The sequence below is a fragment of the Pseudomonas sp. Irchel 3A5 genome (genome assembly GCF_900187575.1).
GTDB lineage: Bacteria > Pseudomonadota > Gammaproteobacteria > Pseudomonadales > Pseudomonadaceae > Aquipseudomonas > Aquipseudomonas folii.
The window spans coordinates 1-16,727 of sequence record NZ_FYDU01000001.1 but is presented as its reverse complement, the minus strand read 5'-3'; the positions used below and the strand labels follow the sequence as shown (position 1 = coordinate 16,727).

Genomic DNA, 16,727 nt, shown 5'->3' with positions numbered 1-16,727 from the left:
TTACCGTCCAGGCTCGCAGGAGGCACGCCGTGTCGATTCACATTGCCTTGCACCACGTCACGCATTACCGCTACGAACGAGCGGTTGAACTGGGTCCGCAGATTGTCCGCCTGCGTCCTGCGGCCCACAGCCGCACCCGGGTTTTGTCGTATTCACTGAAAGTCCTGCCTGAAAATCACTTCATCAACTGGCAGCAGGACCCTCAAGGCAACTACCTTGCGCGCCTGGTCTTTCCGGAAAAGACCAACGAGTTGCGTGTTGAAGTTGACTTGGTCGCCGAAATGGCGGTCTTCAACCCGTTCGACTTCTTCCTCGAGCCTTATGCCGAGAAGATCCCGTTCTTCTATGCCAGCGAAGAGCAGCGCGAACTGGCGCCGTATCTTGAAAAGCTTCCGCTGACGCCGAAGTTTGCTGACTATCTGGCCAGCATTGACCGCACGCCATTGCCTGCCATCGACTTTCTGGTGGGGCTTAACCAGCGCCTGAGTCAGGACATCGATTACCTGATCCGCATGGAGCCCGGTGTACAAACCCCGGAATTCACGCTGGAAAACGCGTCCGGCTCATGCCGCGACTCGGCCTGGTTGCTGGTGCAGTTGCTGCGTCATCTGGGCATGGCCGCGCGTTTCGTGTCCGGCTATCTGATTCAGCTCAAGGCTGACGTTGAAGCGCTTGATGGGCCATCCGGTACCGATGTCGACTTCACCGACCTGCACGCCTGGTGTGAGGTGTATCTGCCCGGCGCAGGCTGGGTGGGGCTTGATGCGACGTCCGGCCTGTTCGCGGGGGAGGGGCATATTCCTCTGGCGTGCAGTCCGGAGCCTTCGTCGGCAGCGCCGATCAGTGGTTTGGTTGAACCCTGTGAAACCGAGTTCAGCCATGAAATGTCGGTGGAGCGCATCTGGGAAGCGCCTCGCGTTACCAAGCCTTACACCGAAGAACAATGGGCCGAGATTCAAGCGCTGGGCCATCAGATCGACCGCGATCTGACTGACAACGATGTGCGCCTGACCATGGGCGGCGAGCCGACGTTCGTCTCTATTGATGATCGCGACGGTGCCGAGTGGAACACTGCTGCGCTGGGGCCGAAAAAGCGCGCTTTGTCGGCTGAGTTGTTTCAGCGCATGCGCAAACACTATGCGCCGCTGAGTATCGTGCACTTTGGCCAGGGCAAGTGGTACCCGGGCGAGCAGTTGCCGCGCTGGTCGCTCAATTGCTTCTGGCGTAAAGACGGGCAGCCTGTGTGGCACAACAATGCATTGATTGCCGAAGAAACCGAAAACTACGGCGCGACGGGCGAACTGGCTGGAAGGTTTCTGGCCAGCGTCGCTGAGCGGCTGAAAGTGCCGACGCGTTTTGTGTTCCCTGCCTACGAAGACAATTTCTATTACCTGTGGCGTGAGGGCGCACTGCCTGCCAACGTCAGCGCCGAAGACTCACGCCTCAGTGACGAACTTGAGCGTGCGCGGCTGCGCAAGGTGTTCGCTCAAGGGCTGGACAAGGTTATTGGTCAGGTCCTGCCTTTGGCGCGCTCCGTCGACGGTGATCGCTGGCAGAGTGGTCGCTGGTATCTGCGGGATACCCATTGCCGTCTGGTGCCGGGTGATTCGGCGCTGGGCTATCGTTTGCCGTTGGCCTCGCAACCCTGGGTCAAGGCGGCGGAATATCCGTTCATTCACCCCACCGACTTCAATCAGGATTTCCCCGAACTGCCAGATGACGGGCAAATTCAGGCACAACTTACCGGACTTACAGAACAGCTGGACGCCAACGCTGAGCGTATGCCAAAGATCGACGAGTCGGCCGACTGGCTGACGCGTACGGCGCTCTGTGCCGAAGCGCGGGAAGGGCGTTTGTATGTGTTCATGCCGCCGCTGGAAAAACTCGAGTATTACCTGGAGTTGGTGTCGGTCATCGAAGCCAGCGCCGAAGAGCTGAACTGTCCGATCCTGCTCGAAGGGTACGAACCGCCAAGCGATCCGCGTCTGGCAAATTTCCGTATTACGCCTGATCCGGGCGTTATCGAAGTCAATGTACAGCCGTCTGCTTCCTGGGATGAGTTGGTTGAACGCACGGAGTTTCTCTACGAGCAGGCGCGGCTGACGCGACTGACCACCGAAAAATTCATGATCGACGGCCGACACACCGGCACCGGCGGCGGCAACCACTTCGTTCTGGGTGGCGCGACGCCCGGCGATTCGCCGTTCCTGCGCCGCCCCGACTTGCTGCGCAGCCTGCTCAGCTACTGGCACAACCATCCTTCGCTGTCGTATCTGTTTTCCGGACTGTTCATCGGTCCTACTTCTCAGGCACCACGGGTCGATGAGGCGCGTAACGACTCGCTGTACGAGTTGGAAATTGCATTCGCCCAGATGCCCAAACCCGGTGAAGAAGTTGCGCCCTGGGTTGTCGACCGGCTGCTGCGTAACTTGCTGATCGATGTCACCGGCAACACTCACCGTGCCGAGTTCTGTATCGACAAGCTCTACTCCCCGGACGGTGCCACTGGCCGTCTGGGACTTTTGGAGCTGCGTGCTTTTGAAATGCCGCCGCACGCCCGGATGAGCCTAGCTCAGCAACTGTTGCTGCGTGCGCTGGTAGCGCGTTTCTGGCGCGAGCCGTATGCGCCCGCCAAGCTGGCGCGTTGGGGGACTGAATTGCATGACCGGTTCATGCTGCCGCACTTCATCGAGCAGGACTTTGCAGACGTTATCGAAGAGTTGAACGGTGCCGGTTACCCGGTGCGTGCCGAATGGTTTGCGGCGCATCTGGAGTTCCGTTTCCCCAAGGTCGGCGATTATGCGGTCAGTGGCATTGAGCTAGAATTGCGTCAGGCGCTCGAACCGTGGCACGTGCTGGGCGAGGAAGGTTCGGCCGGTGGTGCGGTGCGTTACGTGGACTCCTCGCTGGAACGCCTGCAGGTCAAGATTAATGGCCTGCCGCCGAAACGGTATGTATTGACCTGTAATGGCATTGCGATACCGTTGCAGCCCACCGGACGAGTGGGCGAATTTGTCGCCGGGGTGCGTTATCGGGCCTGGCAGCCTGCCAATTGCCTGCAACCGACTATCCCGGTGCATGCACCGCTGGTGTTCGATCTGGTTGATACGTGGATGCAGCGTTCACTGGGCGGCTGCGAGTATCATGTCGCGCATCCTGGCGGGCGCAATTATGAGACCTTGCCGGTCAATGCCAACGAAGCGGAAAGCCGCCGTCTCGCGCGGTTCTTCAGGATCGGTCATACCCCCGGCAAACTGGAAGTGCCACTGCTGAGCATCAACGACGAACTGCCGATGACGCTGGATATGCGTTTGCATTGATAAATGCCCGGTGGTGCACGCCGGTAGGAGCGAACTTGTTCGCGAGGATACGTGTCAGGAACGACGCCTCGCGAACAAGTTCGCTCCTGCCGGGGGCAGGTTGATTCAGTCTGTTTTATAAAAATGGTTACGCCAGCCGGAGCAGCTAACCATCAGCTGACATCCGACTGCGCTACTCTGAAATTTTTAGTCTCTGCCGAGCCTTCCATGCGCGACTTGCTTGACCATTACCCTGTGTTTGCGGGTACCTATCACGAAATGCTTGATGCCAATGGAGCTGTTCGCCCTCATTGGCAGCGCATGTATGAACAGCTGCAACGCAGTACTTCCGCACAATTGATTCAACGTCAGGCGCTATTGGCCCGACAGATTCAGGAAAATGGCGTCACCTATAACGTTTACGCCGATCCCAAGGGCGCGGACCGCCCGTGGGAGCTGGATTTACTACCGCACCTGATTCCTGCCGAAGAATGGCAGCAGGTTGCTGCGGGCATTGCGCAACGCGCCAAAGTGCTCAACGCGGTATTGGCTGACCTGTATGGTCCGCAAACCCTGATCGCCCAAGGCCTGCTGCCCGCCGAGCTGGTATTCGGCCATAACAATTTCCTTTGGCCGTGCCAAGGCATCACACCGCCGGAAGGCGCGTTCCTGCACATGTACGCGGTGGATCTGGCACGCACGCCTGATGGTCGCTGGTGGGTGACAGCTGACCGTACACAAGCGCCGTCGGGCGCAGGTTATGCGCTGGAAAACCGCCAGATCGTGTCCCGCGCTTTCCCGGAAACCTACCGGGATTTACAGGTTCAACACCTGTCCGGTTTTTTCCGCGCCTTGCAGGAAACCCTCGCGCGTCAGGCGCCAGCCAATAACGAAACGCCGTTGATCGTGCTGCTGACACCGGGTCGCTTCAACGAGAGCTATTTTGAACATTTGTATCTGGCCCGCCAGTTGGGTTATCCACTGGTGGAGGGTGGCGATCTCACGGTCCGCGACGCGACGGTGTACCTGAAAACCCTCAGCGGTTTGCGTCGGGTGCACGCGATCATGCGTCGTCTGGACGATGATTTCTGCGACCCGCTGGAGCTGCGCACCGATTCTGCGCTCGGCGTGCCGGGCCTGCTGGAAGCGGTGCGTCAGGGCAAGGTGCTGGTTGCCAACGCGCTGGGCAGTGGTGTGCTGGAGTCACCAGGCCTGCTGGGCTTTTTACCAAAGATTTGTCAGTACCTGTTCGACGAGGACTTGATCCTGCCGTCCGTTGCAACCTGGTGGTGCGGCGAACCGCCCGTGCTGGCTCAAGCGCTGGAGAAACTGCCGGATTTGCTGATCAAGCCCGCGTTCCCTTCCCAGAGTTTTTCGCCAGTGTTTGGCCGGGATTTAAATGAAGCCCAGCGTGAGGCCCTCGCGCAACGCATGCAGGCCAGACCTTATGCCTATGTGGCTCAGGAACTGGCGCAGCTGTCTCACGCGCCGGTCTGGCAGGCCGATGGCCAACAGTTACAGCCTCGTGCCATTGGCATGCGTGTGTATGCCGTGGCCAGTTCTGAAGGTTATCGCGTCCTGCCGGGCGGATTGACTCGCGTTGCCGCCGAAGCTGATGCCGACGTGGTTTCGATGCAGCGCGGCGGTGCCAGCAAAGACACGTGGGTGCTGGGCGAGCTGTCGCAAACCGGTGAGCCTTGGAAAGGCCAGCGCACGTTGGGCGTGCACGATCTGATCCGGCGCGATCCGTATTTGCCCTCCCGCGTGGTGGAGAACCTGTTCTGGTTTGGGCGTTATTGTGAGCGTTGCGACAACAGTGCGCGCTTGCTGCGCATCATGCTCACCCGCTATGTGGACGGCGACGATCCTGAAGCGCTTGAGGCGGCCGTGGCGCTGGGTGAGCGCCTGAACTTGCTTCCTGATGAGGAAGAGGGCGGTACATTGCCTGAGCGGCTTCTTGCGGCCCTTCTCGGCGAAGAGTGGCCGTTCAGTCTGCGCGCCAATCTGCAGCGTTTGCAGTGGGCCGCCTCGCAAGTGCGTGGCAAGCTGTCTCGGGAGAACTGGCAGGCGCTGGTCGAATTGCAGCGCGAAGCGACTAGCCTGGACAGCAAGGATCCAGATTTCGGCGAACTGTTGGACTTCCTCAACCGGCTGGTCATGTCATTGGCAGCTTTATCCGGGTTTGCCCTGGATGACATGACCCGGGACGAAGGCTGGCGCTTCCTGATGATCGGTCGACGTATCGAGCGCCTGAAGTTTCTCAGCAACAGCCTGGCGGCGTTCCTGCGCAGCGCGGCCGTGACCGATCAGGCCGGTCTGGAGTGGCTGCTGGAGCTGGGCAACAGCAGCATTACTTATCGCTCGCGATACCTGGCCGTGCCGCAGTTGATTCCGGTGCTGGACTTGCTGTTACTGGATGATCAGAACCCCCACGCGGTGCTGTTCCAGCTCAAGCTGGTGTCCAAGTCCCTGAACCATTTGAACGAAGAGTTCGGCGCGCCTCGTGATGCCAGCCTGGGGACGCTGGTTCGACGCCTGTCGAGTTTCGATCTGGGTTGTCTGGAGAATCCATTGTTTGGTGACAGCAGTATCAAGGCCGTGCTGGAAGGGCTTGCGGACATGTTGCATAGCATTGGTGACGCCAGCGGACAGGTTTCTGATCGATTGGCCTTGCGTCACTTTGCCCACGTCGACGATATCAGCCAACGTACGGTGTCCGTCTGATGAGCGCCCGTTACCAGATTTTCCACGACACGCATTACAAATACGACAGCCCGGTTTCGCTGGCCCAGCAGTTAGCGCACCTGTGGCCGCGACCCAATCCCTGGCAGCGCTGCACTGAGCAGCAGTTGCTGGTCAGCCCGATACCGACGATTCGCCGTGATGAGTTCGACGTGTTCGGTAACCCGTTGACCCGTTTGGCATTTGAGCGGCCTCATGATGAACTGGAAGTGAATGCGCGCCTGCAGGTCGAAGTCCTTGAGCGCTCGCCGCTTAATTTCGATCATTCGCCTGCATGGGAAATGACCCGCAGCATCATGACGTACAACGCCCGGCCGATGTCGGCGGACATCATGGAAGCCTGTCGCTATCGTTTCGAATCGCCTTACGTGCATTTGAAGCAGTCATTCATCGAGTTCTCGGCAGATTGCTTTGTGCCAAGTCAGCCGCTGATGTGGTGTGTGCAGGCATTGATGGAGAAGATCTTCACCGAGTTCACGTTTGACGGTGAAGCTACGCAAGTGGCGACCCCGCTGGTCGAGGTGCTGGAAAGCCGTCGTGGCGTCTGTCAGGACTTCGCCCACTTGATGCTGGCTTGCCTGCGCTCACGCGGGTTGTCGGCGCGCTACATCAGCGGTTATCTGCTGACTCAGCCACCACCGGGTCAGCCAAGACTGATCGGCGCGGATGCGTCCCACGCGTGGGTGTCGGTGTTTTGTCCGGTGCTGGGGTGGGTGGATTTCGACCCAACCAATAACGTGCAGCCTGCACTGGAACACATCAGCCTGGCCTGGGGGCGCGACTTTTCAGATGTGTCGCCGTTGCGGGGGGTGATTCTGGGCGGTGGCAGTCACGACCCGGAAGTGCGGGTGACGGTGATGCCGATTGAGGGGGGGAGGTGAATAACCTCTTGCTCCCGGCTAAAGCCGGTCCTACGGACTCAATGCAATCGTAGGAGTGGCTTTAGCCGCGAGAGGGACAGCAGGTACGCTGCAATTGCTGGTTCAGGAAAAATGTGCTCCCGGCTAAAGCCGGTCCTAAGAGAACAAGCTTTATCAGCTGGCTGGTTTGTCGTCAGTGCTGGTCTGTTCTACTGGCGCAGCTTCGTCGGTCGCTTCAGTCGCTTCGGACTCGCCTTCAGCACTGGTTTCGGCCAAGGCAGCGTTTTTGCGCTGTAGCTTTTCCTCTTTCTTCTGCTCTTTGGCCAGATCTCGCTGACGTTTCGCGAAGGAGTAGTTAGGTTTAGCCATGGGCGATCCTCTGTTAAGGCAATTAATGGCGTCATTCTGCCTGAGAACGGCGTCGGGCACACGGCGTTGTGTGTCCTCTGGTCCAAAGCCTTGATCCCAGACTCCTGTTTTTCGTTACTAAATCGTTATCAAAACGGGTTTGATTCCTCAGCACTGCTGCCAGTGGCACCGCACGCGTAAGCGGCGAGCAAACTACGGAAAAGGCTGTTGAGCTGCATGATGGTCATCCTGAAAGGTGGCGATGAGGCATCTTGCACCGTGATCCGAACGTCGCCTCTTTGATTGTCTCGATGCCCTCGATAGCTAACTGCCACTGAGCCTTGTTGACGCAGGTCATTGGAACCTGGCGCCATATCAGGCAGTCTTTGCCGGAATAAACAAAATACCCTGCCTTGGAGATTCCCCATGATTCGCAAGCTTGTTGCTGTATCCCTGCTGACATTGGCCAGCGGGCAATTGCTGGCGGCAGAGTGCAGTACGACAGTCGACTCCACCGATCAGATGTCCTTCAACACCAAGGCCGTTGAAATCGATAAAAGCTGCAAGACGTTCACGGTCAACCTCACGCATTCCGGCAGCCTGCCAAAGAACGTCATGGGCCATAACTGGGTGCTGAGCAAAGAAGCCGATATGCAGGCTATCGCCACCGATGGCTTGGGTGCCGGTATCGACAAGCAGTATCTGAAAGAGGGTGATGCCCGCATCATCGCGCACACCAAAGTGATTGGCGCTGGCGAGAAGGATTCGGTGACGTTTGATGTATCGAAGCTGGACCCGGCCGAGAAGTACGGCTTCTTCTGCTCGTTCCCAGGCCATATCGGCATGATGAAAGGCACTGTTACGTTGAAGTAGGGCGTCCAGCGTTTAAAAGAAAACCCGGCGATTGCCGGGTTTCTTGTTTACGAGACGTTGGAGCGCGAACCTTGTTGGAGAGAATCACTGACGACGTAGGACCGGCTTTAGCCGGGAAAGCGGCCCGTTAGATGCCACGAATCCAGTAGCTGTCCTGGCCTCTTCCCGGCTAAAGCCGGTCCCACGTCATCACATCGATCCATCAAGGTGCGTACGGCAACTCCCGCTTGTGCTGGGTCTTGGCGTAGGTGTCACAAATGATCTTGAACGCTTCTTCACGCACCGGTTCGCCGTGCAGGAAGGCGTCGATTTCGGCGTAGGTCACGCCGTGTGAGGCTTCGTCCGGTTTGCCGGGCACCAGGTCTTCCAGATCGGCGGTGGGGACTTTCTCCACCAGCGATTCCGGCGCACCGAAGTGACGGGCGATCGCGCGGACCTGATTCTTCACCAGCCCGCTCAGCGGTGCGAGGTCGCAGGCGCCGTCGCCGAATTTGGTGAAGAAACCCATCACCGCTTCCGCTGCATGGTCGGTCCCGATTACCAGGCCCTGATGAGCGCCAGCAATGGTGTACTGCGCGACCATGCGCATGCGGGCTTTGGTGTTGCCGAGTACGAAATCCACAGCACTGGCATGTTGCCCCTCAAATGACTTGATTTCGCTCGCCATCGCCTTGACCGCACCGCCGATGTTCACGGTGTGACGAACGTCCGGGTTGATGAAGTCCACTGAAGCCTGAGCTTCGTGTTCGTCATGCTGGACGAGGTAAGGCAAGCGCACTGTGATGAATTGATAGCTGTCGTCACCGGTGGTGGTGCGCAGCTCTTCAACAGCGCGCTGAGCCAGCAGCCCGGCGGTCAATGAATCCACACCGCCGCTGATGCCCAGCACCAGCGTTTTCAGCCGGGCGTTGGTCAGGCAGTCCTGAATGAAAACGATACGCCGGGCGACTTCGGCTTGAAGCGCATTTTCGTCGGCGAAAGGCGGTTGCACCTTGAGCTGCTCGGCGATCTGGAGCTGTACGGCTTGCATGATTCACTCCTCGGTAAGGATGGGGGCGACGGATTCTGTTTGCGGATCAATCCGCCACTTTGAACACATGTCGCAGGTACGAGACGAAGTTAGGGTCCTTGCATTGCGTCTTGCCGGGCTCGTCGGAGATTTTCGCAACAGGCTGCCCGGCGCAGGCGGTCATTTTCAGGACGATACTCATGGGTTCAACGCCCGGGATGTCTGCGGTCAGGTTAGTGCCGATACCGAAACTGACATTGATACGACCGCGCAGTGCACGAAATATTTCCAGTGCCTTGGGCAACGTCAGGCCGTCGGAGAACACCAGTGTCTTGCTCATCGGATCAATGCCGAGCTTCTGGTAATGCGAGATGCATTTTTCGGCCCACTTCACCGGATCACCGGAGTCATGACGCAGACCGTCAAAAAGCTTGGCGAAATACAGATCGAAATCCTGCAGGAAAGCGTCAGTGGTGATGCAGTCCGTCAGGGCGATCCCCAGCAATCCCCGGTATTCGTGCACCCAACAATCAAGCGCAGCGCTCTGGCTGTCGATCAAGCGTGGCCCGAGTTGCTGGTGAGCCATGATCCATTCGTGGGCCATGGTGCCCAACGGTTTCAGATCAAATTTGCGTGCCAGCTGCACATTACTGGTGCCGACGAACTGGCCGGGGAAGTCGCGCTTGAGCACGTCGACGACTTCTTCCTGAACGCGGTATGAGAAGCGACGACGGGTGCCGAAGTCGGCGACCTTGAGTTCGGCGAGCTCGTCAGCCTGGGCATTGGCGGTCAGCCAGTCGAACTTGCGATACAGCTTGTCTCGCGCCTGACTGAGCAGGATATCCGGATGACGATGGCGGTTGCGCACTTCACTGACAATCGCCAGAACCGGCACTTCAAAAAGGATCACATGCAGCCATGGCCCTTGCAGGCGAATGCACAGCTCATCATTTTCGATGGTGGTTTTCACATAGCGGGTATTGAAGCGGAACAGGCCAAGAAACCTCAGGAAGTCCGGCTTCATGAAGTTGATGCGCTCCAGGAAGTTCAGCTCCGGAGCGGTCAGCGACAGCTCGCACAGCTTCTGGATCTGTTGCTGGATTTCACCCAGATAAGGACGAAGATCCTCACCGTTGCGGCAGCGAAATTCCCACTCCACGTCGACGTTAGGATAGTTGTGCAACACCGCCTGCATCATGCTCAGTTTGTACAGATCGGTATCGAGCAGGTTTTGCACGATGCGATTCGAGAAAGCGCTCTCGCTCATTGGGTCGCTCCAGCAGGACCGGCCGCCAGACGCGGCCAAACGAAAATGAATCAAGTGGTCACGGCGTCCCGTGGCAGAGCCATCGAGCGCTCATTGAGCTTGTTGTTGATAATGACCGACATAATGCCAGTCAGTGCGGGATAGGGGCAGTTTTCTTTGGTAGGGGCTGGTTGGCGGGGTCTTATCAAAACATGAAACGGCTATCAGATCTGTAGGAGCGCACGAGCACCGCGAGGCCGCGATGGCGGTGTGTCAGGGGGAACGCTATCGCGGCCTCGCGTTGCTCGTGCGCCCCTACAGGTAATGCGTGCTGTATATCAGCGCACCGCCGCAACCGCCGGGAAATTCAGGGTGAATTTGCCGTTGGGGGTTTGATCACGGAATCGCTCCATCACAGTCTTGAGCTTTTTCGCTGATTCTTCGTCCGTGGCGTAGTAAAAAACGCTGGATGCTGCGGCCGATGCGCGAGGGATGGTCAGGCGCATCTCTGCCACTTCAATCCAGTTCTTCGGCCTTTCGGGGAACCACTCGTTGTAAACAAACGCGTAATGCACGTGTTTTTCGTCCATCAGGGTTGTCATCCAGTCCACATCGTTGCGCGTCTTGCGATAGTGAAGCGCCTGGATACTGCCCAGCCCCCATAAATCCAGGATGTATTGATTGCCATTGAGCGCGACCAGGCCCAGATCATTGACGGCAACCGGTTCGCCCAATGCCCGGACAATCTCTCCGCTGGAATACTGCTGGTTATAAATTGCCGCCGAGGAAAGAGGCACCCGCAGCGTCGTGTACACCGGAATCGCAAATGCAATCGGTAGCATCGCGAACAGCGCAGTCATGTAACGCGCATTCATGCGCGTGACGCAGGCGTAGATCACGAATACGCCAACAAAGGTCAGCCAATAAGCTTCATAACGGCCTTGCCCGGACCGACCAAACAGCGTGTGCAGCGCGGCCACGGTCAGCAGCATCAGAATCAGCGGCTTTCTGTCGAAGAACAGCACGCAGACGAACAGTTGGGCAAGCAAGACCCAGCCATATGCATCCAGCTGGTTGGTGACATTGAAGAACAGCGCGGCCAGCCCCGTACCGGTTTTTGCCTGCACGGAAGAAGGTATGTAGCCAAGCCCCAGATGACTAAGGAACAGCGAGAACGCGATCACCAGCGCACCGATGAGTGCTGCGCTGACCACTGTCGCGCGTCGTTCGCCATGCCAGAACAGATAAGCCAGCACAGGCAATGAAACGGCCAGCCCTTCATAGCGCACCAGCGGCAATAAAATCAGCGCGACGTAGATGGGCAGGGGGGTTGTGGCTATCTGGCCGAACTCCTTTTTCACCACCGCGCAGGCTATCAAGGTCACGAGATAGACCTGCAGCGTATGCTCCATCCCCGCGAAAATCAGGCCGTATAGATTGGTCGCGAGGAAGAAACCACCGAGAATGAGCACTTTGCTGAACGGGTGCAAACCGTCGAGCAGCTTGATCAGCGGGCCGACAGTCAGGAACGCGAAAACCATATTCAGGAAGAACGGCGCGAGGACCATCCCGCTACCAAAAACGGCAAACGGTGCGAGCAGGAATGGCCAGAGAATGCTTGAGGACGGCGCCGAAAACTCGCCTGCATTGATACCGTAATGGCCGCTGAACATCTGTTTGGCCAGCGCGAGGTGAATGTAGGGATCGTCCAGCGTGTAAATGAACATCCCGTGGTTGTTGATCAGGATCGCCAGCGTCATCAGCATCACCGGCAACACGAGCAAAATAACCGTCAGGTGCCTGTCATTGAGCCAGGTCTGGGAGTTTGCTTTTGCAATATTAGCGGTCGCCATAGCGTCATAACCTGTCAGGGGATCAAGTCAGGGAAACTACGTAGCGATCGACATGCGCAGCGCGAAGGCTTCTACCCAGGGTTGCAGGAATATAGGTTCAACGCCGGGCAGCACACAGCCATAAAAAACTATTTGATGGGTGGAAGCAGCCGTAATGCTGGCGTCAGGATTTGGTGGAGAGCTGGAGGTTTAGGCATGGGCGCGCAGGGCTTACGCGCTAGCGGCCAATGCCGTCCTACGCAATTGCTTACAGCCTCTCGAAGCTGTGCGTCGTGGGACCGGCTTTAGCCGGGAAGGCGGTATTACTGACGGCTTGTTCTAGTGACTGCACTGGCCTCTTCCCGGCTAAAGCCGGTCCCACGACATCGCGCCAATATTTCAGGTCGCATTTCCTACAATAAACGCGCTCCCGTGACAGAAAAAACAATTAGGGGTTGTAGGACTTTTCTTAAAGTTGCCGCTAGCCTTGTTGTTTGGGCTTATTTGATTGATGGTGTGCGAAGTTGAATTTAAACTTCGGCAGCGTTCCGAAGTGGGCGTAGTTTTTTACTTTTCATTTGAATCTCCCGGGCCTGCCATGAAACTACCGATGATCGCTATGTTCATTCTGATCTTACTTATGGGTTGCGACAAAGAGCGTCCGTCTGATAGTGATAAAGCAGGGCATTACGCGACTTTGTATTTTGATAAGCCCGTCAATCAGCTTTACATGGAGCCGGGGAGAGCTGCCTTTACGCTTTATCCTGATAATATAATCGAATCGCTACGTGGTTTGGGTGTTCAGGTTGAAGGGCTCGATTTTCAGCTTGATAAGAAGCAATCCAGCATCATACATATTGCTATCAAGGATGAGTCATTTGGGCCTGATCAGCAGCAGGCGCTTAAGCATGCTTTGCAGGATGTTCTTGAGGCCAAGCGGATGCCTGCTTTCAGTGGTCACTTAATAATGGATCCGGAATCTTCAGACTTTAAAGTGGGGCAGCCTCAGCTTTACGAACGTTCAGATAACGGCGTTTACATTCATCCGCAGTCGGAGTTAACAATTCAGGTTAGATATAAAAAAGATTTTAAAATTTATTATGGGAAGCCTGAGTTTTATTGTTATGTTGTTTCGCGGATAAAACATGATCTCCCCTTCGAAATGGCTGTGCTGATGCCCGGTGATAGGGGCACTTTTCTCAATATGGCCGTGATGACATGGAGTCAAAAATATAAACGTGTTGCAGTTAACTTTAATAGCGCAGATATGCGTCGGTTGCTTTCTGAGGGTAAGCTCGAGTTAGGAGTTAAGTCGCTCAGTCTCTCAGGTCAGATGGCCGAGGTAAGCGTTCTGGCAGGCAGTCTTGGAGCTCACTCTTACGGCCTTTATGAACATAAGGCGCTCACCACACTTTCATCCGATCTCTACGATGAGTTGACATCTAAATGTCAATTAATGGTGACGAAGCTCGGCCGACCATTCACGTTTCAGTTTGGGGATGGTCTCGATCGGTTGAGGGACGTCGTTTATACGGAGCAGCCTGCAACCTGATCGTTGATCGTCATTTTTATGAAATCTGCCGCATCGCAAGCATCAAACCCGCAGGAGCGCAGGAGCGCAGGAGCGCAGGAGCGCAGGAGCGCAGGAACGCAGGAGCGCACGAGCAACACGAGGCCGCGATAGCGTCCTGCCTGATACACCGCTATCGCGGCCTCGCGGTGCTCGTGCGCTCCTACAGAAACTGCGTTTATTCTCCCCCCAACTGCTCCAGCATCCACTTCGCAAAATCCCTGATCTTCGGCACTTCAGCGGCATGCTCCGGGTAGGCCATGTAGTACGCGTCGCTGCTTGGCAGGGCGTGTTGCCATGGGATGACCAGCTTGCCGTCGGCCAGTTCTTCTTCCACCAGAAAGCGCGGCAGCAAGGCGACGCCGCAGCCGACCTGTGCAGCCCGAATGCACATGTAAAAGGTTTCGAAGCGTGGCCCGTGGTAGCTGTGTTCGGTGTGATAGCCCTGACTGTCGAACCAGTCATGCCAGCCTTGCGGGCGATTGGCGTTTTGCAGCAGGACCAGATCGGCCAACTGTGTCGGATCGGTAAACGGTGTAGCGGGTAACGCGCTCGGTGCGCAGACGGGCACCAGTTCTTCGCCAAACAAGCGGATACTTTCCGCTCCCGGCCGTGCGCCCTGGCCGAAGTAGAACGTGAAATCGCAGCGGCTTTGAATCAGGTCATCGTTTTCCTGCTCGTTAACCACATCCAGATGAATATGCGGATGGCGCAGCCGCCAGCCCTTTAAGCGCGGCACCAGCCAGCGTGCGCCGAAGGTCGAGGGTGTGGAAACCCGCAGCACCTCGGTTTCGCCGCCATAGGAGCGCAGGAAGTGAGTGGACATCTCCATCTGGCTCAGAATCTTGCGCACTTCGCCCAGATACAGCGCCCCCGCCGGGGTCAGTTGCAAGCGGCGACGCACCCGGCGAAACAGTAAGTGCTGCACCAGTTCTTCAAGCTGCGCCACTTGCTTGCTGACCGCACTTTGCGTGAGGTTCAGTTCCTCGGCCGCGCGCGTGAAGCTCAAATGCCGGGTGACCGCCTCGAAGCATTGCAGCGCGGTGATGGACGGCAGGTGACGTCTGTTGAGCATGTTCTGGCCTTTTCCGATCTTGATACTGCGAGCATGAATAAAAGGAATGATATCTCGCCTAATGGTCGTTTGTTGATGGCGTTAAGGCCAGTTATTACTAGAGCCTGAAGATTTACCGTTATTTCAGCATTCCCGAAATCAGGAGAGAACATGCTTACCGACCTGCTAACCCGCCTCGGTGTCGACCCCGCGAAATATCAGAAGGGCGACCAGCCTGTTCATACCCCCATTGACGGCAGCCGCATCGGCGCTGTGAGTTGGGAAGGAGCCGCCGAAGTCGAGCAGCAGGTCACCCGTGCCGACGCGGCTTTTCAGGCGTGGCGCAAGGTTCCGGCTCCGCGCCGTGGTGAGCTGATTCGTCTGTTCGGTGAAGCGCTGCGCAAGCACAAGGCTGATCTGGGTGAGCTGGTTTCCTGGGAGGCTGGCAAAATCACCCAGGAAGGCCTGGGGGAAGTGCAGGAAATGATCGACATCTGCGACTTCGCTGTCGGCCTGTCCCGCCAGTTGTACGGCTTGACCATCGCTTCTGAGCGTCCAGGTCACCACATGCGTGAAACCTGGCATCCGCTGGGTGTGGTCGGTGTGATCAGTGCGTTCAACTTCCCGGTCGCGGTCTGGTCCTGGAACACCGCACTGGCGCTGGTGTGCGGCAACTCGGTGATCTGGAAGCCGTCTGAGAAAACCCCATTGACCGGTCTGGCGTGCCAGGCGCTGTTCGACAAGGTGGCGGCTGACTTCGCCGATGCGCCGGAGTACCTGGCTCAAGTGATCATCGGTGGTCGTGATGCAGGTGAAGCGCTGGTCGATGATCCGCGTGTGGCCCTGATCAGTGCAACCGGCAGCACCCGAATGGGGCGCGAAGTGGCTCCGAAAGTAGCCGCTCGTTTCGCTCGCAGCATCCTCGAACTGGGCGGTAACAACGCCATGATTCTCAGCCCGACGGCCGACCTGGATCTGGCCGTACGCGCCATCCTCTTCAGTGCTGTAGGGACTGCCGGACAGCGCTGCACAAGCCTGCGCCGTTTGATCGCCCATGAGTCGGTGAAAGCCGAAATCGTTTCGCGACTGAAAACTGCCTACGAAAAAATTCGTATCGGTCACCCGCTGGAAGGGAATCTGATCGGCCCGTTGATCGACAAACACAGCTATCAGGCCATGCAGGACGCGCTGGAACAGGCGACGAGCGAAGGCGGCAAGGTGTTTGGCGGCAAGCGCCAACTGGAAGATAAACTCCCTAATGCCTATTACGTTTCTCCGGCAATCGTCGAGATGCCAGAGCAAAGCGACGTCGTGCGCGACGAGACATTCGCGCCGATTCTGTACGTAGTGGGTTATAAAGATTTCAATGAAGCACTGCGGCTGAACAACGCTGTGCCGCAAGGTCTGTCGTCGTGCATTTTCACCACGGATGTGCGCGAGGCTGAGCAGTTCATGTCGGCGCTGGGCAGCGATTGTGGTATCGCCAACGTCAACATCGGCCCGAGCGGTGCTGAAATCGGCGGCGCATTCGGTGGTGAAAAAGAAACCGGTGGCGGTCGCGAGTCGGGCTCCGATTCGTGGCGCGGCTACATGCGCCGTCAGACAGCGACCGTGAACTACTCGCTGGAACTGCCGTTGGCGCAGGGCATTACATTCGATTGAGGTCTGTCTGCGGCACAACGCGATCCCTGTAGGAGCTCACCGAGGTTACGAGGCCAGCGATGGCGATTTTTCTGACACATCGCCATCGCTGGCCTCGTAACCTCGGTGAGCTCCTTGTATCTCGACTCTAGCGCCTCACCGCGCCATAGTTCTCGACTGATCATCGAGGGAGAGCAGGAAGCTGTTGAGCTCCTAAGGCCAAGAGCCTCTATTGTAGATAGTGCTCCTGCCC

Annotated in this window: 11 protein-coding genes; 6 read left to right on the top strand and 5 right to left on the bottom strand. The window is 57.4% G+C overall.

Going from position 1 to position 16,727, the window contains the following annotated elements; genetic code table 11:
• The first annotated feature begins 29 nt into the window (after positions 1-29).
• The 3 genes from CKW31_RS00060 to CKW31_RS00050 all read left to right on the top strand — a co-directional run bounded on the left by CKW31_RS00060 (position 30) and on the right by CKW31_RS00050 (position 6,922).
• Positions 30-3,320, top strand: a complete 3,291-nt coding sequence (locus tag CKW31_RS00060; RefSeq protein WP_095092336.1) for a DUF2126 domain-containing protein — start codon at positions 30-32, stop codon at positions 3,318-3,320.
• A gap of 207 nt (positions 3,321-3,527) precedes the next feature.
• Positions 3,528-6,023: a circularly permuted type 2 ATP-grasp protein gene (locus CKW31_RS00055; RefSeq protein ID WP_095092335.1), complete on the top strand. Its 2,496-nt coding sequence runs from the start codon at positions 3,528-3,530 to the stop codon at positions 6,021-6,023.
• The gene (locus CKW31_RS00050) at positions 6,023-6,922 is read left to right on the top strand and encodes a transglutaminase family protein (RefSeq protein ID WP_095092334.1); all 900 of its coding nucleotides are present in this window, start codon (positions 6,023-6,025) and stop codon (positions 6,920-6,922) included. Before CKW31_RS00055 ends, CKW31_RS00050 begins: the two co-directional genes overlap by 1 nt.
• A 153-nt stretch (positions 6,923-7,075) precedes the next feature.
• On the opposite strand, the gene CKW31_RS00045 is transcribed toward CKW31_RS00050, so the two are convergent.
• The gene (locus tag CKW31_RS00045) at positions 7,076-7,270 is read right to left on the bottom strand and encodes a hypothetical protein (RefSeq protein ID WP_095092333.1); all 195 of its coding nucleotides are present in this window, start codon (positions 7,268-7,270) and stop codon (positions 7,076-7,078) included.
• 405 nt (positions 7,271-7,675) lie between these two features.
• Between CKW31_RS00045 and azu the strand changes: the two genes are divergently transcribed.
• The gene (azu, locus tag CKW31_RS00035) at positions 7,676-8,122 is read left to right on the top strand and encodes an azurin (RefSeq protein ID WP_095092331.1); all 447 of its coding nucleotides are present in this window, start codon (positions 7,676-7,678) and stop codon (positions 8,120-8,122) included.
• A 202-nt stretch (positions 8,123-8,324) separates the two neighbouring features.
• Here azu and nadE read toward each other — a convergent pair whose 3' ends face one another.
• The 3 genes from nadE to CKW31_RS00020 form a co-directional block, all read right to left on the bottom strand.
• Positions 8,325-9,152 (bottom strand): ammonia-dependent NAD(+) synthetase, encoded by an 828-nt coding sequence (gene nadE / locus CKW31_RS00030; protein ID WP_095092330.1) that lies wholly within the window; start codon positions 9,150-9,152, stop codon positions 8,325-8,327.
• Positions 9,153-9,198: 46 nt separating this feature from the next.
• Entirely contained in the window at positions 9,199-10,398 is a 1,200-nt protein-coding gene (gene pncB / locus CKW31_RS00025) for a nicotinate phosphoribosyltransferase (RefSeq protein WP_095092329.1), read from the bottom strand.
• 317 nt (positions 10,399-10,715) lie between these two features.
• The gene (locus tag CKW31_RS00020; protein ID WP_095092328.1) at positions 10,716-12,230 is read right to left on the bottom strand and encodes a hypothetical protein; all 1,515 of its coding nucleotides are present in this window, start codon (positions 12,228-12,230) and stop codon (positions 10,716-10,718) included.
• A 577-nt stretch (positions 12,231-12,807) separates the two neighbouring features.
• On the opposite strand from CKW31_RS00020, the gene CKW31_RS00015 reads away from it, so the two are divergent.
• On the top strand, positions 12,808-13,761 hold the full coding sequence (locus CKW31_RS00015; protein ID WP_141230097.1) for a hypothetical protein: 954 nt from the start codon (positions 12,808-12,810) through the stop codon (positions 13,759-13,761).
• A gap of 196 nt (positions 13,762-13,957) precedes the next feature.
• On the opposite strand, the gene CKW31_RS00010 is transcribed toward CKW31_RS00015, so the two are convergent.
• Complete coding sequence (locus CKW31_RS00010; protein ID WP_095092326.1) at positions 13,958-14,854, bottom strand: LysR family transcriptional regulator; 897 nt, start codon at positions 14,852-14,854, stop codon at positions 13,958-13,960.
• A 150-nt stretch (positions 14,855-15,004) separates the two neighbouring features.
• Between CKW31_RS00010 and CKW31_RS00005 the strand changes: the two genes are divergently transcribed.
• Positions 15,005-16,495 carry an aldehyde dehydrogenase family protein gene (locus CKW31_RS00005; protein ID WP_095092325.1) on the top strand — a complete coding sequence of 497 codons (1,491 nt, stop codon included), beginning with the start codon at positions 15,005-15,007 and terminating at the stop codon, positions 16,493-16,495.
• Positions 16,496-16,727 lie beyond the last annotated feature (232 nt).